We start from the raw sequence: 19,996 nt of genomic DNA on the forward strand, positions 1-19,996 counted from the left end.
GGACCGCCGCACCCGCGGGAGCACCGCCCCGGCCCACCCGGGCCGGGGCGGGTGAGCGGCCCGGGGGAGCGATCCGGGAAGCGGTCAGACGGAGCGCCGTTCGCGCCACTCGCGCACGACGCGTTCGACGTCGAAGGGCCTCAGGTTCAGCGGCGGGCCGGGCGGCGGCCTGCGCAGCGCCGTCCGGATCTTCTCGTTGACCTCCTCCAGGATCCGCCGCACCCGGGCCTCCGACGGGGCCCGGCGCGCGGCGCCGAGGGCGTCCTCCGCCTCCTTGCGCAGGGCGAGCGCCGGCGGCAGGCACGACAGCCCCTCGCGGCTCATCTTCTTCCTGACCCACCACAGCTCGTCGTACGGCTCGTCCAGGTCGGGCAGGGGCCTGCCGGCACCCGGCAGGTCGTCGAACTCGCCCCGCTCCGCCGCCTCGCGGATCTGCCGGTCGGCCCATGTCTCGAAGCCGACCCCGGGGGGTTTGCGCTCGGTCACGGTGCGGTCCTCCCGTGAGACGGCGGTGTCGCGGCGCTCGTACCGCCAAGGCTACGGTGCGGGCCGGTGTGCCGGGAGCGGCCGGGGCCGGGGTCCGTACGGACAGCGGCCGTGTCCGGCGGCGGATTGACCGCCGGGCCGAGCCTCCCTACGGTGACGGCCATGGGGCACGACATCGCCCGCCTGCACCACGTCGGCCACGTCGTCGACGACATGGCGCAGGCGATCACCCTCTACGAGCGACTGGGCTTCGCCGTACCGCCGCCCAGTTGTCCCGCGATGCCCCTCCGCGAAGGCGCCGCACCCGAGCCCTTCGGCGCCGCCAACACCCACGCCGACTTCCCGCGCTCCTTCCTCGAACTCGCGACCTGCGTCAGGGACGGCGACACCGACCGCCTGCCGGCCGGCACACGCCTCGTTCCCCTGGACGCGCCGGCCGAACTGCTGCCCCGGCTGGTGGAACGGATCAGCGAGACCAGCGCCGGCCTGGCGGCGTGCCTGGACCGCTTCCAGGGACTGCACATCCTCATGTTCTCCTCGTCCGACATCGACGCGGCCGCCGCGCGGCTGACCGCCGCCGGTGTGCGCCACGGCGGGGTGAACACCGTGCGGCGTGCCGCGCCGCCGGGCGCCGGCACCCCGGTGGAGACCGTCCGCTACCTGGAGATCGACGGCGACGGGTCCGGCGCCGGGCCGGGTTCCGTCGCGGAGGGCCGGGTCGGCCTCGTCGCCGACCTCGACCCGGACGTCCAGGGGGCCCGGCACCTCGACCACCCCAACGGCGCCGTCGATCTCGTCGAGGCCGTGCTCTGCGTCGCCGACCGGGAACTGGCCGCGGTTCAGCAGCGGTACGAGACCTGTCTCGGCCGACCGGCACGCCCGGAGGGACCGGCCCGGGTCCTCGACCTCGACGGTGCCGCCCTGACCCTCGTCCCCGACTCCGGGCTCGCGGCCCTCCTGCCGGGCGAGCGGCCCGCCGCGCTCCCGGCGCTCGTCGGCTGCACCGTCGCCGTACGCGACCTCTCCCTCACCCGCGACCTGCTGCGCCGCAACGGACTCCCCCTGCGCGAGACACCGTCCGGGGACCTCTTCGTACCGGCCGAGGCCGCTCTCGGCACCGCTGTCGTCTTCCGCCGGGCCGCACCACCCGCGGCGGCTCCGTGAGCCACCGCCCGGCCCACCCGGCGCGGACCGGTCCGCGGCCCGGGCGCGTGGTGACCGTGGAGCGTTTGGCGGTGGTCGCCTCCGTGGCCACGACGGGCTGCACCCGGCGGCGGCTTCCTCCGCCGTCCGGACTCCGCCGTCCGGACCGCAGGGTCCGGCTGCTCACCGCCGGCCGGCGCGTCGGCGGAAATTCCCTACCGCCGTTGCCGGAAAGAGCGGAGACTCGTCCCATGACTGACATGGGGGCGTTCCGGGAGGCGGTCACCGCATGGGCGGCCGGCGGCCCCGGCGACCCCGCGCGCGAGCTGGCCGCGCGGCTGCCCGTCCGGGCGGCCGTTCTGCTCGAAGGGCTGAGTGACGTCGCGGCGGTCAACGCGCTGGCCGCGAGCCGCGGCCGGAACCTGGAGGCCGAAGGAGTCTGCGTCCTGCCGATGGGCGGCGCGATGAGCGTCGGGCGCTTCGCCCACCTCCTCGGGCCACCCGGCCTGGGCCTCCGCCTCACGGGACTGTGCGACGAGGCGGAGCGCCGCTACTACGCCCGCGGCCTGGAGCGGGCCGGTGCGGCCCAGCAGGGGTTCTTCGTCTGCGCGGCGGACCTGGAGGACGAACTCATCCGCGCGCTGGGCGTGACACGGGTGGAGGAGATCGTCCGGGCGGAGGGCGACCTGCGCCCCCTGCAGACCTTCCTGCGCCAGCCCGCACAGCGGGGCCGCACCGCACAGCAGCAGTTGCGGCGCTTCCTCGGCACGAAGAAGGGGCGCAAGATCCGCTACGGGCGCGTCCTCGTCGAGGCCCTCGACCCGGACCGCACACCCGCCCCGCTCGACGGCCTGCTCGCCAGCCTCTGACCGCCGGGCGACGCCGGTTCCGGCAGGAGAACCCGGGGGCGGCGCCGGGTCGCGCCGGGCTCCGCCCACCGGTCCGGAACACGTCGGTGACCGGGTCCCGCGGCCGCTTCCCCGGCATGCCCACAGTCACCTCCGATCCGGTCCGCCTCCCGGTCGCCGTGCCGTCCACCGTCCTTCCCTCCCGCCGGCGCGCCGGGACGACGGACGGGCCGCGCCCGGATCGACCGTTCGGGAGGAGGGACCCCGGGATGTCCGGGGCCGCGGGCGGGGAGGAGGTCACCGGGCGAGGGAGAGCACCGTCTCCACGGTGTCCGCCTCCGCCGCCGTCTTGTCCTCCCGGTGGCGCAGCACCCGCGCGAACCGCAGCGTCACTCCCTCCGGGTAGCGCGGGGAGCGCTGCACCCCGTCGAAGGCGATCTCCACGACCAGCTCCGGCCGCACGGTCACCGTGAATCCGTCGTCGTCCACCGCCAGTTCGCGCAGCCGCTCGGTCTGCCAGGCCAGCATGGCGTCGGTCAGGCCCTTGAAGGTCTTGCCGAGCATCGCGAAGGAGCCGTCCGGCCGGCGCGCCCCCAGGTGGAGGTTCGACAGTCTGCCCGCGCGCCGTCCGTGCCCCCACTCGGCGGCCAGCACGACCAGGTCGAGGGTGTGCACCGGCTTCACCTTCAGCCAGGCCGCGCCGCGCCGCCCGGCGGCGTAGGGGGAGGCCAGGGACTTGAGCATCACGCCCTCGTGGCCGCGCTCCAGCGTCTCCCCGGCGAACTCCCGCGCCCGGGCCCTGGCCCGCTCGTCCCGCGGATCGGGGACGGCCAGCCGGCGGACGCGCAGGGGCCCGGGCACCACCCGGGCCAGCTCCGCGTGCCGCTCGGCGGCGGGCAGCGCCAGCAGGTCGCGCCCGTCGGCCGACAGCAGGTCGAAGAAGACCGGCGAGAGCGGCCGCGCCGCCCGGGCGCGGGCGACGTCCAGCCGCGAGCCGACCCGGCCCGCGGTCTCCTGGAACGGCCGGGGCCGCCCGTCCTCGCCCAGCGCGATGACCTCGCCGTCGAGGACCGCGCGCCGCGCCCGCAGCTCCCCGGCGACGGCGACCACCTCCGGGAGCCGGTCGGTGATCTCCTCCAGCGTGCGGGTGAAGACCCGCACCCGCGCGCCGTCGCGGTGCACCTGGACGCGGATGCCGTCGAGCTTCTCCTCCACCGCGCAGGGCCCGAGCCGGTCCAGCGCCTCGTCCACGTCCCGCGCGGTCCGGGCGAGCATCGGCAGGACGGGCCGCCCCACGTCCAGCCGGAAGTCCTCCAGCGCGCCGGGGCCGCGGGCGAGCAGCGCCTCGGCGACCGCGCCGAGCGAACCGCCGACCATCACCGCGCGCCGCACCTCCTCCGGCGCCGCGCCCACCGCGGCCGCCAGGCCCTCCACGGCGAAGGCGTCCAGCGCCCCCTGCCGCAGCTCACCGCCGAGCAGCCGGACCAGGAAGCGCTGCTCCTCGGCGGTGGCGGCGGACAGCAGCTCGCGCAGCAGCCGCCCGCGCTCGGCCTGCGCGCCCCTGCCCGACACGGCGGCGATCCGGTCCAGGGCCTGGTGGACCCGGTGCACGGACAGCCGCGGCTCGGCCGCCGGGGCGACGGGCGTGCCCAGGGCGCGCCAGCCGACGCCGATCCTGCGCTGCGGCAGCCTGCCCGCCAGATAGGTGATGACGACCGGGGCGTCCTCGGGGCCGGCCGTGCGGAACAGCTCCGCCAGCAGGGCGGTCTTCTCCGTGCGCGAGGAGGTCTCCGCGACCTGCCGGGAGGTGCGTGCGACGTCGGCCAGCAGCATGACCCCATCCTCACCCGGACGCGGTACCCGCGCAGCCGGGCCGCGCGGCACGGGGAACAGTCGGACGCGGAGCGGCCCCGGGCCGATGAGTTCCGCCCCGCCGGACGGTCCACCCCGTGGAACGCCGGAACGCCGGAACGCCGAGGAGAACCGAGGAGAGGAGACGGCCATGGCCAAGGTGACGCTGACCACCTTCCTGACGCTGGACGGGGTCATGCAGGCGCCCGGAGGGCCGGACGAGGACCGCGAGGGCGGATTCGAGCACGGCGGCTGGCTGGTGCCCTACGCCGACGAGGACATGGGGCGGTTCGTGGACGAGGGCTTCGCCACCGCGACCGGCTTCCTCCTGGGCCGCAGGACCTACCAGATCTTCGCCGCCTACTGGCCCCGCGTCACCGACGAGGACAACCTCGTCGCCACCCGGCTCAACGCCCTGCCCAAGTACGTGGCCTCCCGGACCCTGGAGAAGGCGGAGTGGCACAACTCCACCCTGCTCAGGGGGGACGCGGCGGAGGAGGTCGCCGCGCTCAAGGACCGCCTGGACGGGGAGCTGCAGATCCACGGCAGCGGCGTCCTGGCGCAGAGCCTGATGGCGCACGGCCTGATCGACGAGTACCGCCTGCTGTTCTACCCCGTCCTGCTGGGCGGCGGGAAGCGCCTGTTCACGGGCGGGACCGTGCCGACCGCCCTGGAGCTGACGGACGCCAGGACGACCGGCACCGGGGTCGCCATCAACACCTACCGGGCGGCGGGACGGCCCCGCTACGGCTCGTTCGCGCTGGAGGACTGAGCGGAGCGGGCGGCCAGGTCCCGCAGGACGCGCACCGCCTCCCGGGCCCGTCCGTGGGGCACGAAGAGGTGGTCGTGGTGGAAGCCGGCCACCACGTTGCAACTCGTCCCCGCCGCGGCGAGCTCGGCGGCGACGGCCGCGGTGAGGCCCACGGCCTGGAGCGCGGAGTGGACCCGCAGCGTGATCCGGCCCGCGACGTAGTCGTAGCCGAGCCCGGCCCGGTCCGCCTCCTCCCTGCGCAGGACGAGGGTCAGGCCCTCCTCCTCGGCGACGGTGACCACGGGCGTGACCCCCGCGGGGACGTGCCCGTGGCCGACCGTGGTGAAGACGTACTGGCCCGGATCGAGTTCCGGGCGCAGACCGGCCAGCAGTCTGCGAAGGTCGCTCTCTCCCGCCACGGCGGCATCCTAGGCGTGCCGGGCACGGGTGCTCCGGCCTCCGTACGGCGGCCGCCGTTGCGGGGGGTTGTGCCCTGGGCGAACGCGCCCGCCCCCGGCGCGGGCGCACGCCACAGTGGGGCCATGATCGACCGGGTCGCCGTCCTGTCCGACATCCATGGGGTCCTGCCCGCGCTGGAGGCCGTGCTCGCCGAACCCGAGGTGTCCGCCGCGGACCGCATCGTCCTCACCGGCGACATCGCCGCCGGACCGCAGCCGGCCGAGGTCCTCGACCTGCTGACCGGCCTCGGCGACCGCGTGGTGTGGATCGGCGGCAACGCCGACCGCGAACTGGTCGAGTACCGCCGCGGGCAGCGCGGGGAGATCCCCGACCCGATCGCCCCCTGGGCCGCCGGGCAGCTCCGCGAGGACCACCTCGACCTCCTCGCCGGGCTGCCGCCGGTGCTCACCCTGCCCGTGCGGGGCCTGGGGGAGGTGCTGTTCTGCCACGCCACCCCCCGCGACGACGAGGAGGTCGTGCTCGTCGACTCCCGCCTCGACCGCTGGCGGGAGGTCTTCACCGGGCTGGACGACGGCGTCCGCACGGTGGTCTGCGGCCACACGCACATGCCGTTCGTCCGCCTCGCCCACGGGCGGCTGGTGGTCAACCCCGGCAGCGTCGGCATGCCCTACGGACGGGCCGGGGCGCACTGGGCCCTGCTGGGGCCCGGCGTCGAGCTGCGGGTCACGGAGTTCGACGCGGCGGCGGCCGTCGCCCGTGTCGTCCGGGACTCCGCCTACCCCGGGGCCGCCGAGTGGGCCGACTACTTCCTGTACGCGCGCGCCACCGACGCGGAGGTGCTGGAACTCTTCGGGCCGCGGGACGGACGCGGCCGGTGACACCGGCGTCACCGGCCGGGCACGGCGCCCGCGTCCGCGGCCGTGGCGCCGGCGCATGACCCCCGCCTCCGGAACGTCCCGGAGCCCGTGGCTCCGAAGACGTCTGCCCGGGAAGGCCGTTGGGAAACCATGATTCAGAGCACTGCGCGGGGTGGGGTAATCTCGGCCCTGTTTGCATGTTTGTCGAACGGCAAACATCACGGCTTGCGAGCGTGGAGCAACCGAGCAGTCATCCATCCCCTGCGCGCGGATGGGGTTGCCATGCGTGGTGAGCCCTGGTGGCGGACGAGCGGAACGAGGGCGGACATGGTTGACACCACGGTCGGCGAGGCACGCCCCGGAGGGCGAGGCAGGAGCGCGCGGAACGCCGGGAAGGCGGGCGAGCAGGAGCTGCGGCAGCTCCTGGCCGGCCTGACCGCGGTCCGGGACGGCGACTTCGGCACGCGGCTGCCGGACGGCGCCGACGGCCTCCTGGGCGAGATCGCCACGGTGTTCAACGGCATGGTGGACCAGTTGTCGCTGTTCACCTCCGAGGTGACGCGGGTGTCCCGGGAGGTCGGCAGCGAAGGGCGGCTCGGCGGTCAGGCGCAGGTGCCGGGCGTCGGCGGGGCCTGGCGGGACCTGACCGATTCGGTCAACTTCATGGCCGGAAACCTCACCACGCAGGTCCGCTCCATCGCCCAGGTGACCACCGCGGTCGCCAAGGGCGACCTGTCGCAGAAGATCACCGTCGATGCGCGCGGCGAGATCCTGGAGCTGAAGAACACCATCAACACGATGGTCGACCAGCTCTCGGGGTTCGCGGACGAGGTGACGCGGGTGGCCCGTGAGGTGGGCACCGAGGGCATCCTGGGCGGCCAGGCGCAGGTGCCGGGCGTCGGCGGGGCCTGGCGGGACCTGACCGACTCGGTCAACTCCATGGCGTCCAACCTCACCAACCAGGTCCGCTCCATCGCCCAGGTGACCACCGCGGTCGCCAAGGGCGACCTCACCCAGAAGATCCGGGTGGATGCCCGCGGGGAGATCCTGGAGCTGAAGGAGACCATCAACACGATGGTCGACCAGCTCTCGGGGTTCGCGGACGAGGTGACGCGGGTGGCCCGCGAGGTCGGCACCGAGGGCATCCTCGGCGGCCAGGCGCAGGTGCCGGGCGTCGGCGGGGCCTGGCGGGACCTGACCGACTCGGTCAACTCCATGGCGTCCAACCTCACCAACCAGGTGCGTTCCATCGCCCAGGTGGCCACCGCGGTCGCCCGCGGAGACCTGTCCCAGAAGATCACCGTCGAGGCCAAGGGCGAGGTCGCCGCCCTCGCCGACGTGATCAACAGGATGGTGGACACGCTGTCGGCGTTCGCGGACGAGGTGACCCGGGTGGCCCGTGAGGTGGGCACCGAGGGCATCCTCGGCGGCCAGGCCCGGGTGCCCAACGTCGCGGGCACCTGGAAGGACCTGACCGACAACGTCAATTCCATGGCGAACAACCTGACCGGTCAGGTCCGCAACAGCGGCCAGGTGACCACCGCGGTCGCCCAGGGCGACCTCACCCGCAAGATCGACGTCGACGCGCGCGGCGAGATCCTGGAGCTGAAGACCACCATCAACACGATGGTCGACCAGCTCTCGGCGTTCGCCGCCGAGGTGACGCGGGTCGCCCGCGAGGTCGGCAGCGAGGGCCGGCTCGGCGGCCAGGCGGAGGTCGAGGGGGTCTCCGGCACCTGGAAGCGCCTCACCGAGAACGTCAACGAACTGGCCGGCAACCTGACCCGGCAGGTGCGCGCGATCGCGGAGGTCACCAGCGCCGTCGCCGCGGGAGACCTGACCCGCTCCATCACCGTGGACGCCTCCGGCGAGGTCGCCGACCTGAAGGACAACATCAACTTCATGGTGGAGTCCCTGCGCGAGACCACCCGGGCCAACCAGGAGCAGGACTGGCTCAAGACCAACCTGGCCCGCATCTCCGGCCTGATGCAGGGGCGCCGCGACCTGTCGGTCGTGGCCGAGCTGATCATGGACGAGCTCACCCCCCTGGTCGACGCGCAGTACGGCGCCTTCTACCTCGCCGAGGAGGACGACTCCGGGGAGACCGAGCTGCGCCTCATCGGCTCCTACGGCCATCCGGACGTGGCCCAGGGCGCCGAGCCGCCGCGGTTCCGGCTCGGCCAGTCCCTGGTGGGCCAGGCGGCCCGCAGCCGCCGCACCATCACCGTCGACGACCTGCCCCCCGGCTACGTCAGCGTCGCCTCCGGCCTGGGCTCCACCGACCCGACCAGCCTGATCGTGCTGCCGATCCTCGCCGAGGACCAGGTGCTCGGCGTCATCGAACTGGCGTCGGTGACCCCCTTCACCGCGATCCACAAGGACTTCCTCGGCCAGCTGATGGAGACGGTGGGCGTCAACGTCAACACCATCGTCGCCAACGCCCGCACCGACGAGCTGCTGGCGGAGTCGCAGCGCCTGGCGGCCGAGCTCCAGGCCCGCTCCGAGGAACTGCAGGTCCAGCAGGAGGAGCTGCAGCGCTCCAACGCCGAGCTGGAGGAGAAGGCCGCCCTGCTGGCCTCCCAGAACCGCGACATCGAGACCAAGAACCTGGAGATCGAGCAGGCCCGGCAGGAACTGGAGGAGCGGGCCCAGCAGCTCGCGCTGGCCTCCAAGTACAAGTCGGAGTTCCTGGCCAACATGAGCCACGAGCTGCGCACCCCGCTCAACAGCCTGCTGATCCTCGCCCAGCTGCTGGCGCAGAACCCCACCCGCAACCTCACCCCCAAGCAGGTCGAGTACGCGGGCATCATCCACTCCGCCGGCTCCGACCTGCTGCAGCTCATCAACGACATCCTGGACCTGTCCAAGGTCGAGGCCGGCAAGATGGACATCAACCCCGAACGCGTCCCGCTGCGCCGCCTGCTGGACTACGTCGAGGCCACCTTCCGGCCGCTGACCACGCAGAAGAGCCTGAACTTCACGATCACCACCGCGCCCGGGGTGCCCGTCGACCTGTTCACCGACGACTCCCGGCTGCGGCAGGTGCTGCGCAACCTGCTGTCCAACGCGGTGAAGTTCACCGAGTCCGGCAGCGTCCGGCTGCGGATCGAGCCGGTCGACCCGACCGAGCTGCCCCCCTCGGTCCGCATGCACGGCTCGGCCATCGCCTTCCGCGTGGAGGACACCGGCATCGGCATCCCCGAACAGCAGCTGGAGACCATCTTCGGGGCCTTCCAGCAGGCCGACGGGACCACCAGCCGCAAGTACGGCGGCACCGGGCTGGGCCTGTCCATCAGCCGCGAGATCGCCTACCTGCTGGGCGGCGCCATCACCGTCGAGAGCGTCCCGGACCAGGGCAGCACCTTCACCCTCTACCTGCCCGTGGCACGGCCCGACTTCGCCGCCCGCGCGGACGGCTCCCAGCCCGCCGACGCCCGGCAGGAGGAGACCGCCGACGCCGAGTCCGGCACCGAGCAGCCCGCCGTCGACCCGCCGGCCCGCCCGCAGCAGCGCCGGCTGCTGGTCATCGAGGACCGCCCCCGCGGCCTGCTCTCCCTGGTGGCCGAGAACGCCGTGGCCGACCTGGCCGAGGGCGGCCACGGCCCGAGCGACCCGCGCGGCCCGGTGGAGATCGTCACCGCCGTCGGCGCGCAGGAGGCCGCCGCCGCGCTCGCCGCCGAGGCCTGCCACTGCGTGGTGCTGCAGCTCGACATGCCCGACGGGACGGCGCTGCGCTTCCTGGAGGCCATGGACGGCGACGCGGCCCTGCGCCGGGTCCCGGTCCTGGCCCACAACAACCGGCGCCTGGACCCGGAGCAGGAGCGGGCGCTGCAGTCCCGCGCCGCCGCCCGGCCGATGGAACTGCTCTCCAGCCTGGACGAGCTGCGCGAGCGCATCGCCCTGCACCTGACCGCGGAGGAGCCCGGCGACGTGCTGCCGCTGGTCCGCTCCGAGGACCCCGAGCCGTTCGCGCCGCGGGAGATCGACCAGGCGCTGGTGGGCCGCACCGTGCTCGTCGTCGACGACGACGCCCGCAACGTCTACGCCCTCACCGGCATCCTGGAACTCCACGGCATGCAGGTCCTCCACGCCGACAACGGCCGCAAGGGCATCGAGACCCTCACCAGCCACCCCGAGGTCGACCTGGTCCTGATGGACGTGATGATGCCGGAGATGGACGGCTACGCCGCGACCGCGGCGATCCGCGCGATGCCGGAGTACGCCGGAATCCCCATCATCGCGGTGACGGCCAAGGCGATGCCCGGGGACCGGGAGAAGAGCCTCGCCTCCGGGGCCAACGACTACGTCACCAAGCCGCTGGACGCCCGTGACCTCATCGCGTGCATCCGGCGCTGCCTGGGCGTCTAGGTCCGCGGCGGCCGGCCCGCGGGCCGGCCGCCCCCGTCCGTCGAACACCACCCTTCCCCGAAGGAGCAGCGCAGTGGAGACCCAGCGGCCGGACGAGTCCGTCCGTCAGGACGGGCCGCCCGGGGCCGTCCCGGAGGGGGAGGCGCCCGTCGAGGACACGTCCGCGCGGAACGGCACCGCGGCCGTGGTTCCGCACGAGGGGCACCGGCACGACGGGCGGCCGCAGAAGAAACGGCTGTACGAGGGGCGGCTGTACGAGGGGCCGCCGCGGAACGACACCGAGGCGAGCCTGGGCCGGCTGGCCGCCACGGTCGAGCGGCTCCGCCGCGAGGTGCGGGAGGCCCACGCGGCGGCCGAGGGCCGCGCCCTGATCGAGATGGCCAAGGGCATCCTGGTCGAGCGGCTGGGCTGCGGGCCGGCGCAGGCCGCCAAGCAACTGGCCGTCCTCGCCGACCAGGCCGGGGTGTCCCGGCTCGAACTGGCCGCCGACCTCATCAACCAGGCGGCCCGCGACCGCCTCACCGAGGCGGCCCGCGACTTCGTGGTCCGGGCCCGGGAGGAGCAGGAGGACACCGGCGGGGGCCGCACGGCCGGGGGTAAGGACGCCCCGTCGCTGTCGGTGCGGCTGCGCACCGCGGAGAGCGGCGCGCTGGCCGCCGGCGACACGCAGGCGGTCGCCGAGTCCCTCCTCCAGCACGCGCTGACGCCCCTGGGCGCCACGGCGGTGGCGATCTGGGCCGCCGGCACCGACTCCTCCCTCACCCTGGCCGGCTGGGCCGGCTTCGCCGCGGAGGAGGCCGCCCGGTGGCACTACGTGCCCCCCGGGGTGGCCACGCTCGCCCGCCGGGCCCTCACCGAACGCCGCACCGTGTGGTTCGAGTCCCCCGCCGCGGCGGGGCTCCCCACCCTGGGACGGCGGCAGGCACCCGACGGCTGCCGGGTCACGGTGCCCGCGGGCAACGGCGGACGCATCCTGGGCGTACTGGAGATCTGCTGGCCCGGCCCGCTGGAGCCGCAGCCCCCGCAGGTCCAGCGGCAGATCGAGGCCCTGGCGGAACTGTGCGCCCACACCCTGGACAGCCGCTCCCCGGTCTCCCCGGACCCGGGCCACCCCCAGCACGCCCGGCACCCCGGCCTCTCGGAGCTGGTGGACTTCGCCGACGGCCTGCTGGACCCCGCCCTGGTGCTCGTACCCCACCTGGACGCCGAGGGCCGGCTCGTCGACTTCCGCATCCACCACGTCAGCAGCCACTTCGTCGACCCGGTGGGGCGCCCGCGCAGCGCCGTCGCCGGCGCCCTGCTGCTGGAGGCCTATCCGCTGGTGATGGGCGAGAGCGGCCTGTTCGAGAAGATAGAGCACGTCCACGCCACCGGTGAGCCCTTCCGCGCCGAACGGGTGGTGCTGCGCGCACTGGTCGGCCAGGTGCCGCTGACCGTGGAGGCGGGCGTCAGCATCAGCCGGCACGGGGAGAGCGTGCTGCTCATCTGGCGCGTGCAGGACGAGGCGGCCCGGCTGGCCAGGGTGCTGCAGCACGCCCAGCGGCTGGGCCGCATCGGCGGCTTCGAGGAGAACCTCGCGACCGGCGAGATCGTCTGGAACAGCCAGCTCTTCGCCCTCCACGGGCTGCCGCCCACCGCCGCGCCGATCCCGCTGGAGCAGCTCCCGGCCCACACCCACCCCGACGACGAGGACGCCATCGGGCGGTTCCTGCGCACCCTGCTGCACCACCGCCGCCCCGCCTCCGCGGCCTTCCGCCTGCGGCGGGCCGACGGGATCGTGCGGCACATCCGCGTGGTCGCCGAGCCCGCCCTCGACGCCGAGGGCCGGCTCGTCGCGGTGCGCGGCGCCTGCCAGGACGTCTCCGCCCAGCACTGGACCGAGGTCGCGCTGGGCGCCACCCGCGACCAGCTCGCCCAGACCGAGCAGGAGGCCGCCGAGCGCAACCGCATGGCGCTGCAGCTCCAGCGCGCCATCATGCCGCCCACCCGGGGCCCCATCGACGCCGAGGGCCTGCACATCGCCGTGCGCTACCGCCCCGCCGAGGAGGACCACCTGGTCGGCGGCGACTGGTACGACGCCGTCGTCCTGCCCTCCCGGCAGGTCCTGCTGTCGGTGGGGGACGTGGCGGGCCACGGCATCGAGGCGGCCACCGGCATGGTGGTGCTGCGCAACGCCCTGCGCGGCCTGGCCACCACCGGCGCGGGCCCCGCGCAGATCCTGTCCTGGCTGAACACCGTCGCCCACCACCTCACCGAGAACGTCACCGCGACCGCCGTGTGCGGCCTGTACGACCCCGACACCCGGACGCTGCGCTGGGCCCGGGCCGGGCACCCGCCCCCGGTCCTGGTGCGCGATCAGCGGGCCGCCACGCTGCCCATGGTCGGCGGACTCCTCCTCGGCGCCCTCCCGGACGCCAAGTACGAGGAGGAGCAGTTGGAACTGCAGGCGGGCGACATGCTGCTGATGTACACCGACGGCCTGATCGAGCGCAGGGACCGCTCCCTCCAGGAGTCCCTGGAGAACCTCGAACAGCTCCTGGCCGCCGCCCAGGAACCCGCCGACGCCACCCTCGAACAGCGCCTGGACCGCCTCCTGACCTACAGCAACGCCGACACCGACGACGACACCTGCATCGTCGGCGTCCGGATGCGCTGACCCGGCCGGCCCCGGACACCGGGGCCGGCCGCGGCCGTTTCCGGCCGGGGCCACCGGGTACCTGCGCCGTGCGTCCGAACGCGGCACGCGACACGACGCGCGGTGACGAACCGCGAAGAACGGCCAGGAACGGCGAGAAACAGCGAGGAACGGCGAGGTACACGGTCATGGGCGAGGCCACCGAGCACCAGAGCAACCAGGGCGACCAGGGCGACCGGAACGGCGAACACAGGGAGCGCCGCACGGACCCGGCCGACCGGGGCCCCGGGGCCCACTCCGGCCGCGAGGCGCAGCCGCGGCACGCCGTCGTCCCCGGCACGGCGAGCGCCGCGGAGGGGTACTCCGGAGGCGGGACCGTCGAGGGCGAACCGCTGAAGGGCGTCGAGGCCCGCGACACCGGCGCCGACGACACCGGGGAGGAGCGGGAGCGGGAGGTGGGCGCCGGCGAGGAGTCCCACGGCAGGAGGACGCAGGGGGACTGAGCCGCGCCGCCCCGGACCCTCCGGCGCCCTCTCCGGCCTCCGGCCTTCTCCCGGCCCCTTCGCGGCCCCGCCCTCAGCGCCGCAGGAGGACGAAGCGCACGGCGAGCCCCGGCACCGCCTGCGCCGCCGCCGCCAGCGCCTCCCCGGGGACCACGCCGACGACCGGATAGCCGCCCGTGGTGGGGTGGTCGGCGAGGAAGACGACCGGGCCACCGCCCGGCGGCACCTGGACCGCGCCCAGCACCATGCCCTCGCTGGGCAGCTCCCCGTCCCGGGCGCGCTCCGGCGGCGGCCCCTCCGTCCGCAGGCCGATGCGGTTGCTCGCGGACGACACCCGGTACGTCCGGCGGGCCAGGGTGCGCAGGGCGTCCGGGGTGAACCAGTCGTCGCGCGGCCCGAGCACCAGCGGCAGCACCAGCTCCCCGGTCGGCGGCCCCGGCGCCGGGACGGCATCGGCCCAGGGGACGGGACCGCTCACCGGGCCCACCGGCAGCCGCACCCCGTCGGTCAGCGGCGCCGGTCCGAGCCCGGACAGCAGGTCGGTGGAGCGGCTGCCGAGCACCGGCCGGACGTCGATGCCCCCCGCCACCGCGAGATAGCTGCGCACCCCCGGCCGGGCGGCGCCGACGTCCAGCACGGCCCCGGCCGGCACCCGTACCGCCGCGCCCCACGGGGCCGGACGGCCGTCGATCCGCACCGCGCAGGGGGCGCCCGTCACCGCCGCGGTCACGGGGCGCCCGGCGCGCACCGCGCAGCCGGTGAGGGTCGTCTCCAGGGTGGCGGCGCCGGCCGGATTGCCCACCAGGCGGTTGGCGAGCCGGTGCGCGGGGACGTCCAGGGCCCCCGAGCGGGGCACCCCCAGATGGGCGTGTCCCACCCGGCCCAGGTCCTGAACGGTCGTCAGCGCCCCGGCCCGTACCACCTCCAGCACGCCGCCGCCGGTCACCGGACGGCCTCGAAGCGCACCCGGGTGCCGGGGGAGAGCAGCGCGGCCGGTTCCCGGGCGGCGTCCCACAGCACGGCGTCGGTCCGGCCGATGAGCCGCCAGCCGCCGGGGGAGGTGCGCGGGTACACCCCCGTGTACGGCCCGGCCAGGCCGACCGAGCCGGGCGGCACCGCGGTGCGGGGCTCCGCCCGCCGGGGCACGTGCAGGTCCTCGGGCAGCCCGGTGAGGTAGCCGAAGCCCGGGGCGAACCCGCAGAAGGCGACGCGGAACCCGATGCCGGTGTGGATCGCGGCCACCTCCTCCTCGGCCACCCCCCACAGCTCCGCGACCTCGGCCAGGTCGGGCCCGTCGTAGCGCACCGGCAGCACCACCGAGGCGGCACCGGCCGGGGCGGCGTCCGGCACCCGCCAGTGCCGCAGCCGGTCCGCCAGCGCGCGCGGATCGTCCAGGCCGTCCAGCAGGACGGTGGACGCCGCCGGGACGATCTCCTCCACCGCCGGCAGCTCGCCCGCCGCGCGCCGCCGCACCAGCTCGGCGTGGAGCGCCTGGGCCTGTTCGACCCCGTCCACCTCGACCAGCAGGGCGCGCCTGCCCACCGGCAGCACCCTGGGGCTCACGCGAACGCCTCGATCCGCACGCCGGCGTCCTCCAGCGCCCCCCGCACCCGCCGGGCGAGCGCCGCGGCGCCCGGGGTGTCGCCGTGCAGGCACAGCGACCGGGCGGTGACGGCCACCCGCCGCCCGTCGCCGGCGGTCACGGCGGAGCGCAGCGCGATGTCCAGCGCCTGGGCGACCACGGCGCCGGGCTCCTCCAGCACCGCGCCCGGCTCCCGCCGCGGCACCAGCGTCCCGGCGGGGGTGTAGCCGCGGTCGGCGAACGCCTCGGCGACCGCGGGCAGTCCGGCGTCCTGGGCGGCCGTCAGCAGCAGCGAGCCGGGCAGCCCCAGCACCGGCAGCTCCCCGCCCGCCAGCAGCACCCCCGCCACCACCGCCCGTGCCTGGTCCGCGTCGTGCACCGTGCGGTTGTAGAGGGCGCCGTGCGGTTTGACGTAGGCCACGCGGGCCCCGGCGGCCTCGGCGAAGACCCGCAGGGCGCCGATCTGGTAGGCGATCTCGTCCGCCAGCTCCCCGGCGGGGACGTCCATCGCCCGCCGCCCGAAGCCCGCCAGGTCCCGGTAGGAGACCTGCGCGCCGATCGTCACGCCCCGCTCGGCCGCCGCCGCGCACACCCGCCGCATGGTGGAGGGGTCCCCGGCGTGGAAGCCGCAGGCGACGTTGGCGCTGCTGACGACGGCCAGCAGCGCGTCGTCGTCGGTGAGCCGCCAGCGTCCGAAGCCCTCGCCGAGGTCGGCGTTGAGGTCGATCACCGTGCCGTTGTCCGCCTGCCGCCCTGCCATGCGACGAGCGTAGCCGGGAGACGGGCGGGCGGAGAACGCGTCACCGCCGCGGTGCGCGGCGGGCCGGTCAGAGGCGGTGTTCCACCGGGCCGGTCTCCCCGGGAGCCCGTCCGAGCCGCCGGGCGGTCTTCCCCAGGTGGTGGAGGGCCACCGCCAGCAGCCCGATGTCGTCCAGGTAGACCGGGTCCGGGAGCAGGTCGACCGGCAGGGCCGCGTACAGGACCGCCCCCCAGAAGGCGGCCTTGGTGCCCGCCGGGGCGTCCTCGCCCCGCAGCAGTCGGTAGGTGCGCACGAGTCTGACCAGGAGGACGGCCGCCGCGGCGAGCGTCGCGGCCGCCGCCACCGCGCCGCCGACGACCAGTACGAGCTGCCAGGTCTCCACCTGCTCCTCCCTTTCCGCGTCCCGGCCGGGCGGCGCCCGTGCGGGACATCGGTGCGGGCCGCCGGCCGGTGGGAGTGAGGATCGCCCCGGAACGCCGTTCCAAACCCCGGCCCGCGGGTCGCGGTCGGCGAGGCGGCCGGTCAGCGGCGGGGCGGCAGCCGGTGCAGTTCGACCTCGCGCAGCTCCCCGGCGTCCGCCACCGCCGTCAGGTAGGTGCAGTACGGCTGGGCGCGGCGGTCGGTGGGCGAGCCGGGGTTGAGCAGCCGCAGGCTCCCGCCCCCGGGCTTGGCGGCCGTGGTGTCCCAGGGGATGTGGCTGTGGCCGAAGACCAGCACGTCCAGGTCGGGGAAGCGCGCGGCGCAGCGCCTCTCCCGCCCCTGCTTCGGCCCCGTCTCGTGGACGACGCCGAACCGCAGCCCGCCCAGCTCGGCGCGGGCCACCTCGGGCAGCCGGGCGCGCAGTTCGGGGCCGTCGTTGTTGCCGTACACCCCGATCAGGCGCCGCGAGCGCTCCTGGAGCAGGTCGAGCGTGGCGGCGTCCACCCAGTCCCCGGCGTGGATGACCACGTCGGCCTCCGCCACGCGCGCCAGCAGCTCCTCCGGAAGCCGCCTGGCGCGGCGCGGGAGGTGGGTGTCGGCCATCAGCAGCAGGCGCACGTCCCCACCGTAGCCCCGCGCGTCCGCCCGCGGGCCCTCACTCCTCGCCGAGGGTGACGGTCCGCCGGGCGGAGAAGGCGCCCCAGGTCCCGTCGGGGAGCCTGGCGCGGAGCCGCACGGTGTGGGTGACGCCCGGCTTCTCACCGGCGTAGAGGCTGTAGGAGACCCTGCCGCGGGGCGTGTCGGCGGCCCAGTTGAGGGTCGTGGCGAGCTTGCCGTCGAGGTGGATCTCGTACTGGGTGACCCGGCCGCCGGTCTTCGGCGGCACCCAGGACAGGTCGATGTGGTAGCCGTCGTCGGCGGCGCGGCCGGTGGCCCGGAAGCCGGCGGGCGCCGTGCCGGGCCCGCCGCCCGGCTCCGAGGCGGTGGTGACCCGTACGGCCCGGCTCGCCGGGGAGGCGTTGTCGGCCGCGTCGCGCGCGACGACGGTGAAGGTGTAGCGGACGCCGGGCCGCAGCCCGGTGACCAGTGCGGTGGTCTCGCCGCCGGGCACGCGGTGGATCCTCGTCCCGCCCTGGAGGATGTCGTACGAGGCCACGCCCTGGTCGTCGGCCGACCGCCGCCAGGTGAGGGTGGCGGCGCGGGAGCCCTCGGCCCGGCCCCGCAGCCCCTCCGGCCGGGTGGGCGGGGCGTGGTCGTCGGGTGCCGCCGCGGGGGTGGTGACGGAGACTTTCGCGCTGTACGGGGAGAGGTTGCCCGCCGCGTCCCTGGCCCGGACGGTGAAGGTGTGGGCCGTGGAGGGCTTCAGCCCGCCGATGTCCACCATGTGCCGCTCGCCGGGCACGTCCTTGACCTTCCGGCCCGACCGGTGCACCTCGTACCCGGTGACCTCGGTGTCGTCGGTGGAGCTGTTCCACATGACGTGCACCGAGGTGGCGCTGCCCGCCTGGGCCGTGACGCCGGTGGGCGCGGAAGGGGGCCGGGTGTCCCCCTTCTCCGTCCCGCACGCGGTCAGCAGCAGGCAGACGGAGACCAGTGCGGCAGGCCCGGATGCCCGTCCCATGGCGAACTCCCCGATCGGCAGAAGGTCTTCGCCGATGAAGGTCGGCGACAATGGTCTGGACATATATGACACAGGGGCCGGGCGACGGCAAGGGGCGCGGCCCGCTTCCCTCCTGACGGCGCGTGGAAACGGCCGGCGGAAACGGCGCGGCGGACCCGCATGACGGACACCCGCGACAGCCCCGCGGCGGCGCCCGTAGGGTGAACGCGGCACGCCGACCGCAGGCCCGTACCGGGGGGAGCGCATGACACGCAGGGACGACACGGTCCGATGGGGCATCCTCGCCACGGGCGGGATAGCCCGCGCCTTCACCCGGGACCTCGCGACGCTGCCGGAGGGCGAGGTCGTGGCGGTGGGATCGCGGTCGCCGGACTCCGCCCGGCGCTTCGCCGACGAGCACGGCATCCCCCGGGCGTACGGGAGCTGGGCGGAGCTGGCCGCCGACCCCGACGTCGACGTGGTCTACGTCGCCACCCCCCACTCGGCGCACCTGGAGGCCGCCACCGTCTGCCTGGAGGCGGGCAAGGCGGTGCTGTGCGAGAAGCCGCTCACGCTGAACCTCGCCCAGGCACGGGAACTGGTCGCGCTGGCGCGCCGCAGAGGGGTCTTCCTGATGGAGGCCATGTGGACCTACTGCAACCCGGTGGTCCGGCGCATGCTCGACCTCGTCGCCGACGGGGCGATCGGCGACGTGCGCTCGGTGCACGCCGACTTCGGCATCGCCGCGCCGGCCGACGCCTCGCACCGGCTGCGCGACCCCCGGCTGGGCGGCGGCGCCCTGCTGGACCTGGGGGTCTACCCGGTGTCGTTCGCCCACCTGGTCCTCGGCGAGCCGTCGTCGGTCGCCGCGTGGGCCCACCTGACGCCCGAGGGGGTGGACGAGACCACCGGAGTGCTGCTGGGCTACGACAGCGGGGCCGTGGCCACCCTGTCGTGCTCCATCGCCGCCGCCAGCCCCACCGTGGCGGCCGTGAGCGGCACCCGGGGGCGCATCGAGCTGCCGCACGGCTTCTTCTCCCCCCAAAGCTTCCGGCTGCACCGCCAGGGGCGCGAGCCGGAGGAGATCACGCTGCCCGAGGCCCGGGACGGCGCGGGATACACGCACGAGGCGGCGGAGGTGATGCGCTGCCTGCGGGAGAAGGAGACGGAGTCCCCGCTCGTACCGCTGGACGGGACGCTCGCCGTGATGGCGACGCTGGACGCCGTCCGGGAGCGCATCGGGGTCCGCTACCCGCAGGACTGACGGGCCGCACCCGGCCGGGGCGCGCCCCGCACAAGCCGCGGGCCCGTGCAGAGCCGCAGGCCCGTGTAGTGCCGCAGGAAGGAACCGGCCATGTCCTGGCCGGGGCCCCGCTACCTCGGGGAGCACGGTGGGACCAGCGCGGTGTCCGGGTCGGCCGGCACCGAGCCGGAGCCGGCCTCCCCGCGGGGCGACCGCATCCACCACCTCGCCACCCACGCCCTGACCGGGGGCGGGTTCGGTCCGTACCGGGCCGGGCCGGGACCGAGGGCGCCCGGCGCCGGGACGCACTTCCACCGGACGGTCCCGGAGCCCTTCCTCGTCCTGTCCGGCGAGGTGCGGCTGTACGACGGCGAGGACTGGACCACCGGGCGGCAGGGGGACCTCCGGTACGTACCGCCCGGCGGGCCGCACGCCTTCCGCAACGACTCCGACGGGCCGACGTCGAAGCCGGTGCTCCTCACACCGGGCGCGCCGCGCGAGGAGTGCTTCGAGAAGGCCGTGGAGATGG

18 protein-coding genes are annotated in these 19,996 nt (G+C 75.4%); 9 read left to right on the plus strand and 9 right to left on the minus strand.

What is annotated here, in order from left to right:
• Window positions 1–84 precede the first annotated feature (84 nt).
• The gene (locus tag VE546_RS18510; protein ID WP_324923707.1) at window positions 85–486 is read right to left on the minus strand and encodes a DUF1992 domain-containing protein; all 402 of its coding nucleotides are present in this window, start codon (window positions 484–486) and stop codon (window positions 85–87) included.
• 162 nt (window positions 487–648) lie between these two features.
• On the opposite strand from VE546_RS18510, the gene VE546_RS18515 reads away from it, so the two are divergent.
• Both VE546_RS18515 and VE546_RS18520 read left to right on the plus strand, forming a co-directional pair.
• Entirely contained in the window at window positions 649–1,650 is a 1,002-nt protein-coding gene (locus VE546_RS18515; protein WP_324923709.1) for a VOC family protein, read from the plus strand.
• A gap of 230 nt (window positions 1,651–1,880) precedes the next feature.
• Window positions 1,881–2,498 carry a TOPRIM nucleotidyl transferase/hydrolase domain-containing protein gene (locus VE546_RS18520; RefSeq protein WP_324923711.1) on the plus strand — a complete coding sequence of 206 codons (618 nt, stop codon included), beginning with the start codon at window positions 1,881–1,883 and terminating at the stop codon, window positions 2,496–2,498.
• A gap of 276 nt (window positions 2,499–2,774) precedes the next feature.
• On the opposite strand, the gene VE546_RS18525 is transcribed toward VE546_RS18520, so the two are convergent.
• Complete coding sequence (locus VE546_RS18525) at window positions 2,775–4,310, minus strand: ATP-dependent DNA ligase (RefSeq protein WP_324923714.1); 1,536 nt, start codon at window positions 4,308–4,310, stop codon at window positions 2,775–2,777.
• Between the two features lie 169 nt (window positions 4,311–4,479).
• Here VE546_RS18525 and VE546_RS18530 point away from each other — a divergent pair, with 169 nt between their 5' ends.
• Complete coding sequence (locus VE546_RS18530) at window positions 4,480–5,100, plus strand: dihydrofolate reductase family protein (protein ID WP_324923716.1); 621 nt, start codon at window positions 4,480–4,482, stop codon at window positions 5,098–5,100.
• Here the strand turns inward: VE546_RS18530 and VE546_RS18535 are convergent.
• Window positions 5,073–5,498: an ACT domain-containing protein gene (locus VE546_RS18535; RefSeq protein WP_324923718.1), complete on the minus strand. Its 426-nt coding sequence runs from the start codon at window positions 5,496–5,498 to the stop codon at window positions 5,073–5,075. The two genes, VE546_RS18530 and VE546_RS18535, sit on opposite strands and share 28 nt — an antisense overlap.
• A gap of 123 nt (window positions 5,499–5,621) precedes the next feature.
• On the opposite strand from VE546_RS18535, the gene VE546_RS18540 reads away from it, so the two are divergent.
• The 4 genes from VE546_RS18540 to VE546_RS18555 all read left to right on the plus strand — a co-directional run bounded on the left by VE546_RS18540 (window position 5,622) and on the right by VE546_RS18555 (window position 13,862).
• Entirely contained in the window at window positions 5,622–6,377 is a 756-nt protein-coding gene (locus VE546_RS18540; RefSeq protein ID WP_324923720.1) for a metallophosphoesterase family protein, read from the plus strand.
• Between the two features lie 306 nt (window positions 6,378–6,683).
• On the plus strand, window positions 6,684–10,724 hold the full coding sequence (locus tag VE546_RS18545) for a HAMP domain-containing protein (protein WP_324923722.1): 4,041 nt from the start codon (window positions 6,684–6,686) through the stop codon (window positions 10,722–10,724).
• A gap of 235 nt (window positions 10,725–10,959) precedes the next feature.
• The gene (locus VE546_RS18550) at window positions 10,960–13,380 is read left to right on the plus strand and encodes a SpoIIE family protein phosphatase (RefSeq protein ID WP_324923743.1); all 2,421 of its coding nucleotides are present in this window, start codon (window positions 10,960–10,962) and stop codon (window positions 13,378–13,380) included.
• Between the two features lie 167 nt (window positions 13,381–13,547).
• Complete coding sequence (locus VE546_RS18555; protein ID WP_324923724.1) at window positions 13,548–13,862, plus strand: hypothetical protein; 315 nt, start codon at window positions 13,548–13,550, stop codon at window positions 13,860–13,862.
• Between the two features lie 73 nt (window positions 13,863–13,935).
• Here VE546_RS18555 and VE546_RS18560 read toward each other — a convergent pair whose 3' ends face one another.
• From VE546_RS18560 to VE546_RS18585, 6 genes are all read right to left on the minus strand, one after another.
• Entirely contained in the window at window positions 13,936–14,808 is an 873-nt protein-coding gene (locus VE546_RS18560) for a biotin-dependent carboxyltransferase family protein (RefSeq protein WP_324923726.1), read from the minus strand.
• Entirely contained in the window at window positions 14,805–15,425 is a 621-nt protein-coding gene (locus VE546_RS18565) for an allophanate hydrolase subunit 1 (protein WP_324923728.1), read from the minus strand. Before VE546_RS18565 ends, VE546_RS18560 begins: the two co-directional genes overlap by 4 nt.
• On the minus strand, window positions 15,422–16,204 hold the full coding sequence (locus tag VE546_RS18570; RefSeq protein WP_324923730.1) for a 5-oxoprolinase subunit PxpA: 783 nt from the start codon (window positions 16,202–16,204) through the stop codon (window positions 15,422–15,424). Before VE546_RS18570 ends, VE546_RS18565 begins: the two co-directional genes overlap by 4 nt.
• A gap of 67 nt (window positions 16,205–16,271) precedes the next feature.
• Window positions 16,272–16,586: a YkvA family protein gene (locus VE546_RS18575; protein ID WP_324923732.1), complete on the minus strand. Its 315-nt coding sequence runs from the start codon at window positions 16,584–16,586 to the stop codon at window positions 16,272–16,274.
• Window positions 16,587–16,726: 140 nt separating this feature from the next.
• The gene (locus VE546_RS18580) at window positions 16,727–17,242 is read right to left on the minus strand and encodes a metallophosphoesterase (protein WP_324923733.1); all 516 of its coding nucleotides are present in this window, start codon (window positions 17,240–17,242) and stop codon (window positions 16,727–16,729) included.
• A gap of 37 nt (window positions 17,243–17,279) precedes the next feature.
• Entirely contained in the window at window positions 17,280–18,245 is a 966-nt protein-coding gene (locus tag VE546_RS18585) for a fibronectin type III domain-containing protein (RefSeq protein WP_324923735.1), read from the minus strand.
• Between the two features lie 244 nt (window positions 18,246–18,489).
• On the opposite strand from VE546_RS18585, the gene VE546_RS18590 reads away from it, so the two are divergent.
• Both VE546_RS18590 and VE546_RS18595 read left to right on the plus strand, forming a co-directional pair.
• Entirely contained in the window at window positions 18,490–19,488 is a 999-nt protein-coding gene (locus tag VE546_RS18590) for a Gfo/Idh/MocA family oxidoreductase (RefSeq protein ID WP_324923737.1), read from the plus strand.
• A 90-nt stretch (window positions 19,489–19,578) separates the two neighbouring features.
• The coding region (locus tag VE546_RS18595; RefSeq protein WP_324923739.1) for a cupin domain-containing protein at window positions 19,579–19,996 on the plus strand (418 nt) is incomplete at its 3' end.

Source organism: Streptomyces sp. (assembly GCF_035644915.1).
Taxonomy (GTDB): Bacteria; Actinomycetota; Actinomycetes; order Streptomycetales; family Streptomycetaceae; genus Streptomyces.

Excerpts from the sequence above, each read along its gene's own strand:
- VE546_RS18570 (WP_324923730.1), bottom strand. The coding sequence starts at position 16,204 with ATGGCAGGGCGGCAGGCGGACAACGGCACGGTGATCGACCTCAACGCC.
- VE546_RS18530 (WP_324923716.1), top strand. The coding sequence starts at position 4,480 with ATGGCCAAGGTGACGCTGACCACCTTCCTGACGCTGGACGGGGTCATG.
- VE546_RS18590 (WP_324923737.1), top strand. The coding sequence starts at position 18,490 with ATGACACGCAGGGACGACACGGTCCGATGGGGCATCCTCGCCACGGGC.
- VE546_RS18520 (WP_324923711.1), top strand. The coding sequence starts at position 1,881 with ATGACTGACATGGGGGCGTTCCGGGAGGCGGTCACCGCATGGGCGGCC.
- VE546_RS18540 (WP_324923720.1), top strand. The coding sequence starts at position 5,622 with ATGATCGACCGGGTCGCCGTCCTGTCCGACATCCATGGGGTCCTGCCC.
- VE546_RS18585 (WP_324923735.1), bottom strand. The coding sequence starts at position 18,245 with ATGGGACGGGCATCCGGGCCTGCCGCACTGGTCTCCGTCTGCCTGCTG.
- VE546_RS18515 (WP_324923709.1), top strand. The coding sequence starts at position 649 with ATGGGGCACGACATCGCCCGCCTGCACCACGTCGGCCACGTCGTCGAC.
- VE546_RS18525 (WP_324923714.1), bottom strand. The coding sequence starts at position 4,310 with ATGCTGCTGGCCGACGTCGCACGCACCTCCCGGCAGGTCGCGGAGACC.
- VE546_RS18545 (WP_324923722.1), top strand. The coding sequence starts at position 6,684 with ATGGTTGACACCACGGTCGGCGAGGCACGCCCCGGAGGGCGAGGCAGG.
- VE546_RS18555 (WP_324923724.1), top strand. The coding sequence starts at position 13,548 with ATGGGCGAGGCCACCGAGCACCAGAGCAACCAGGGCGACCAGGGCGAC.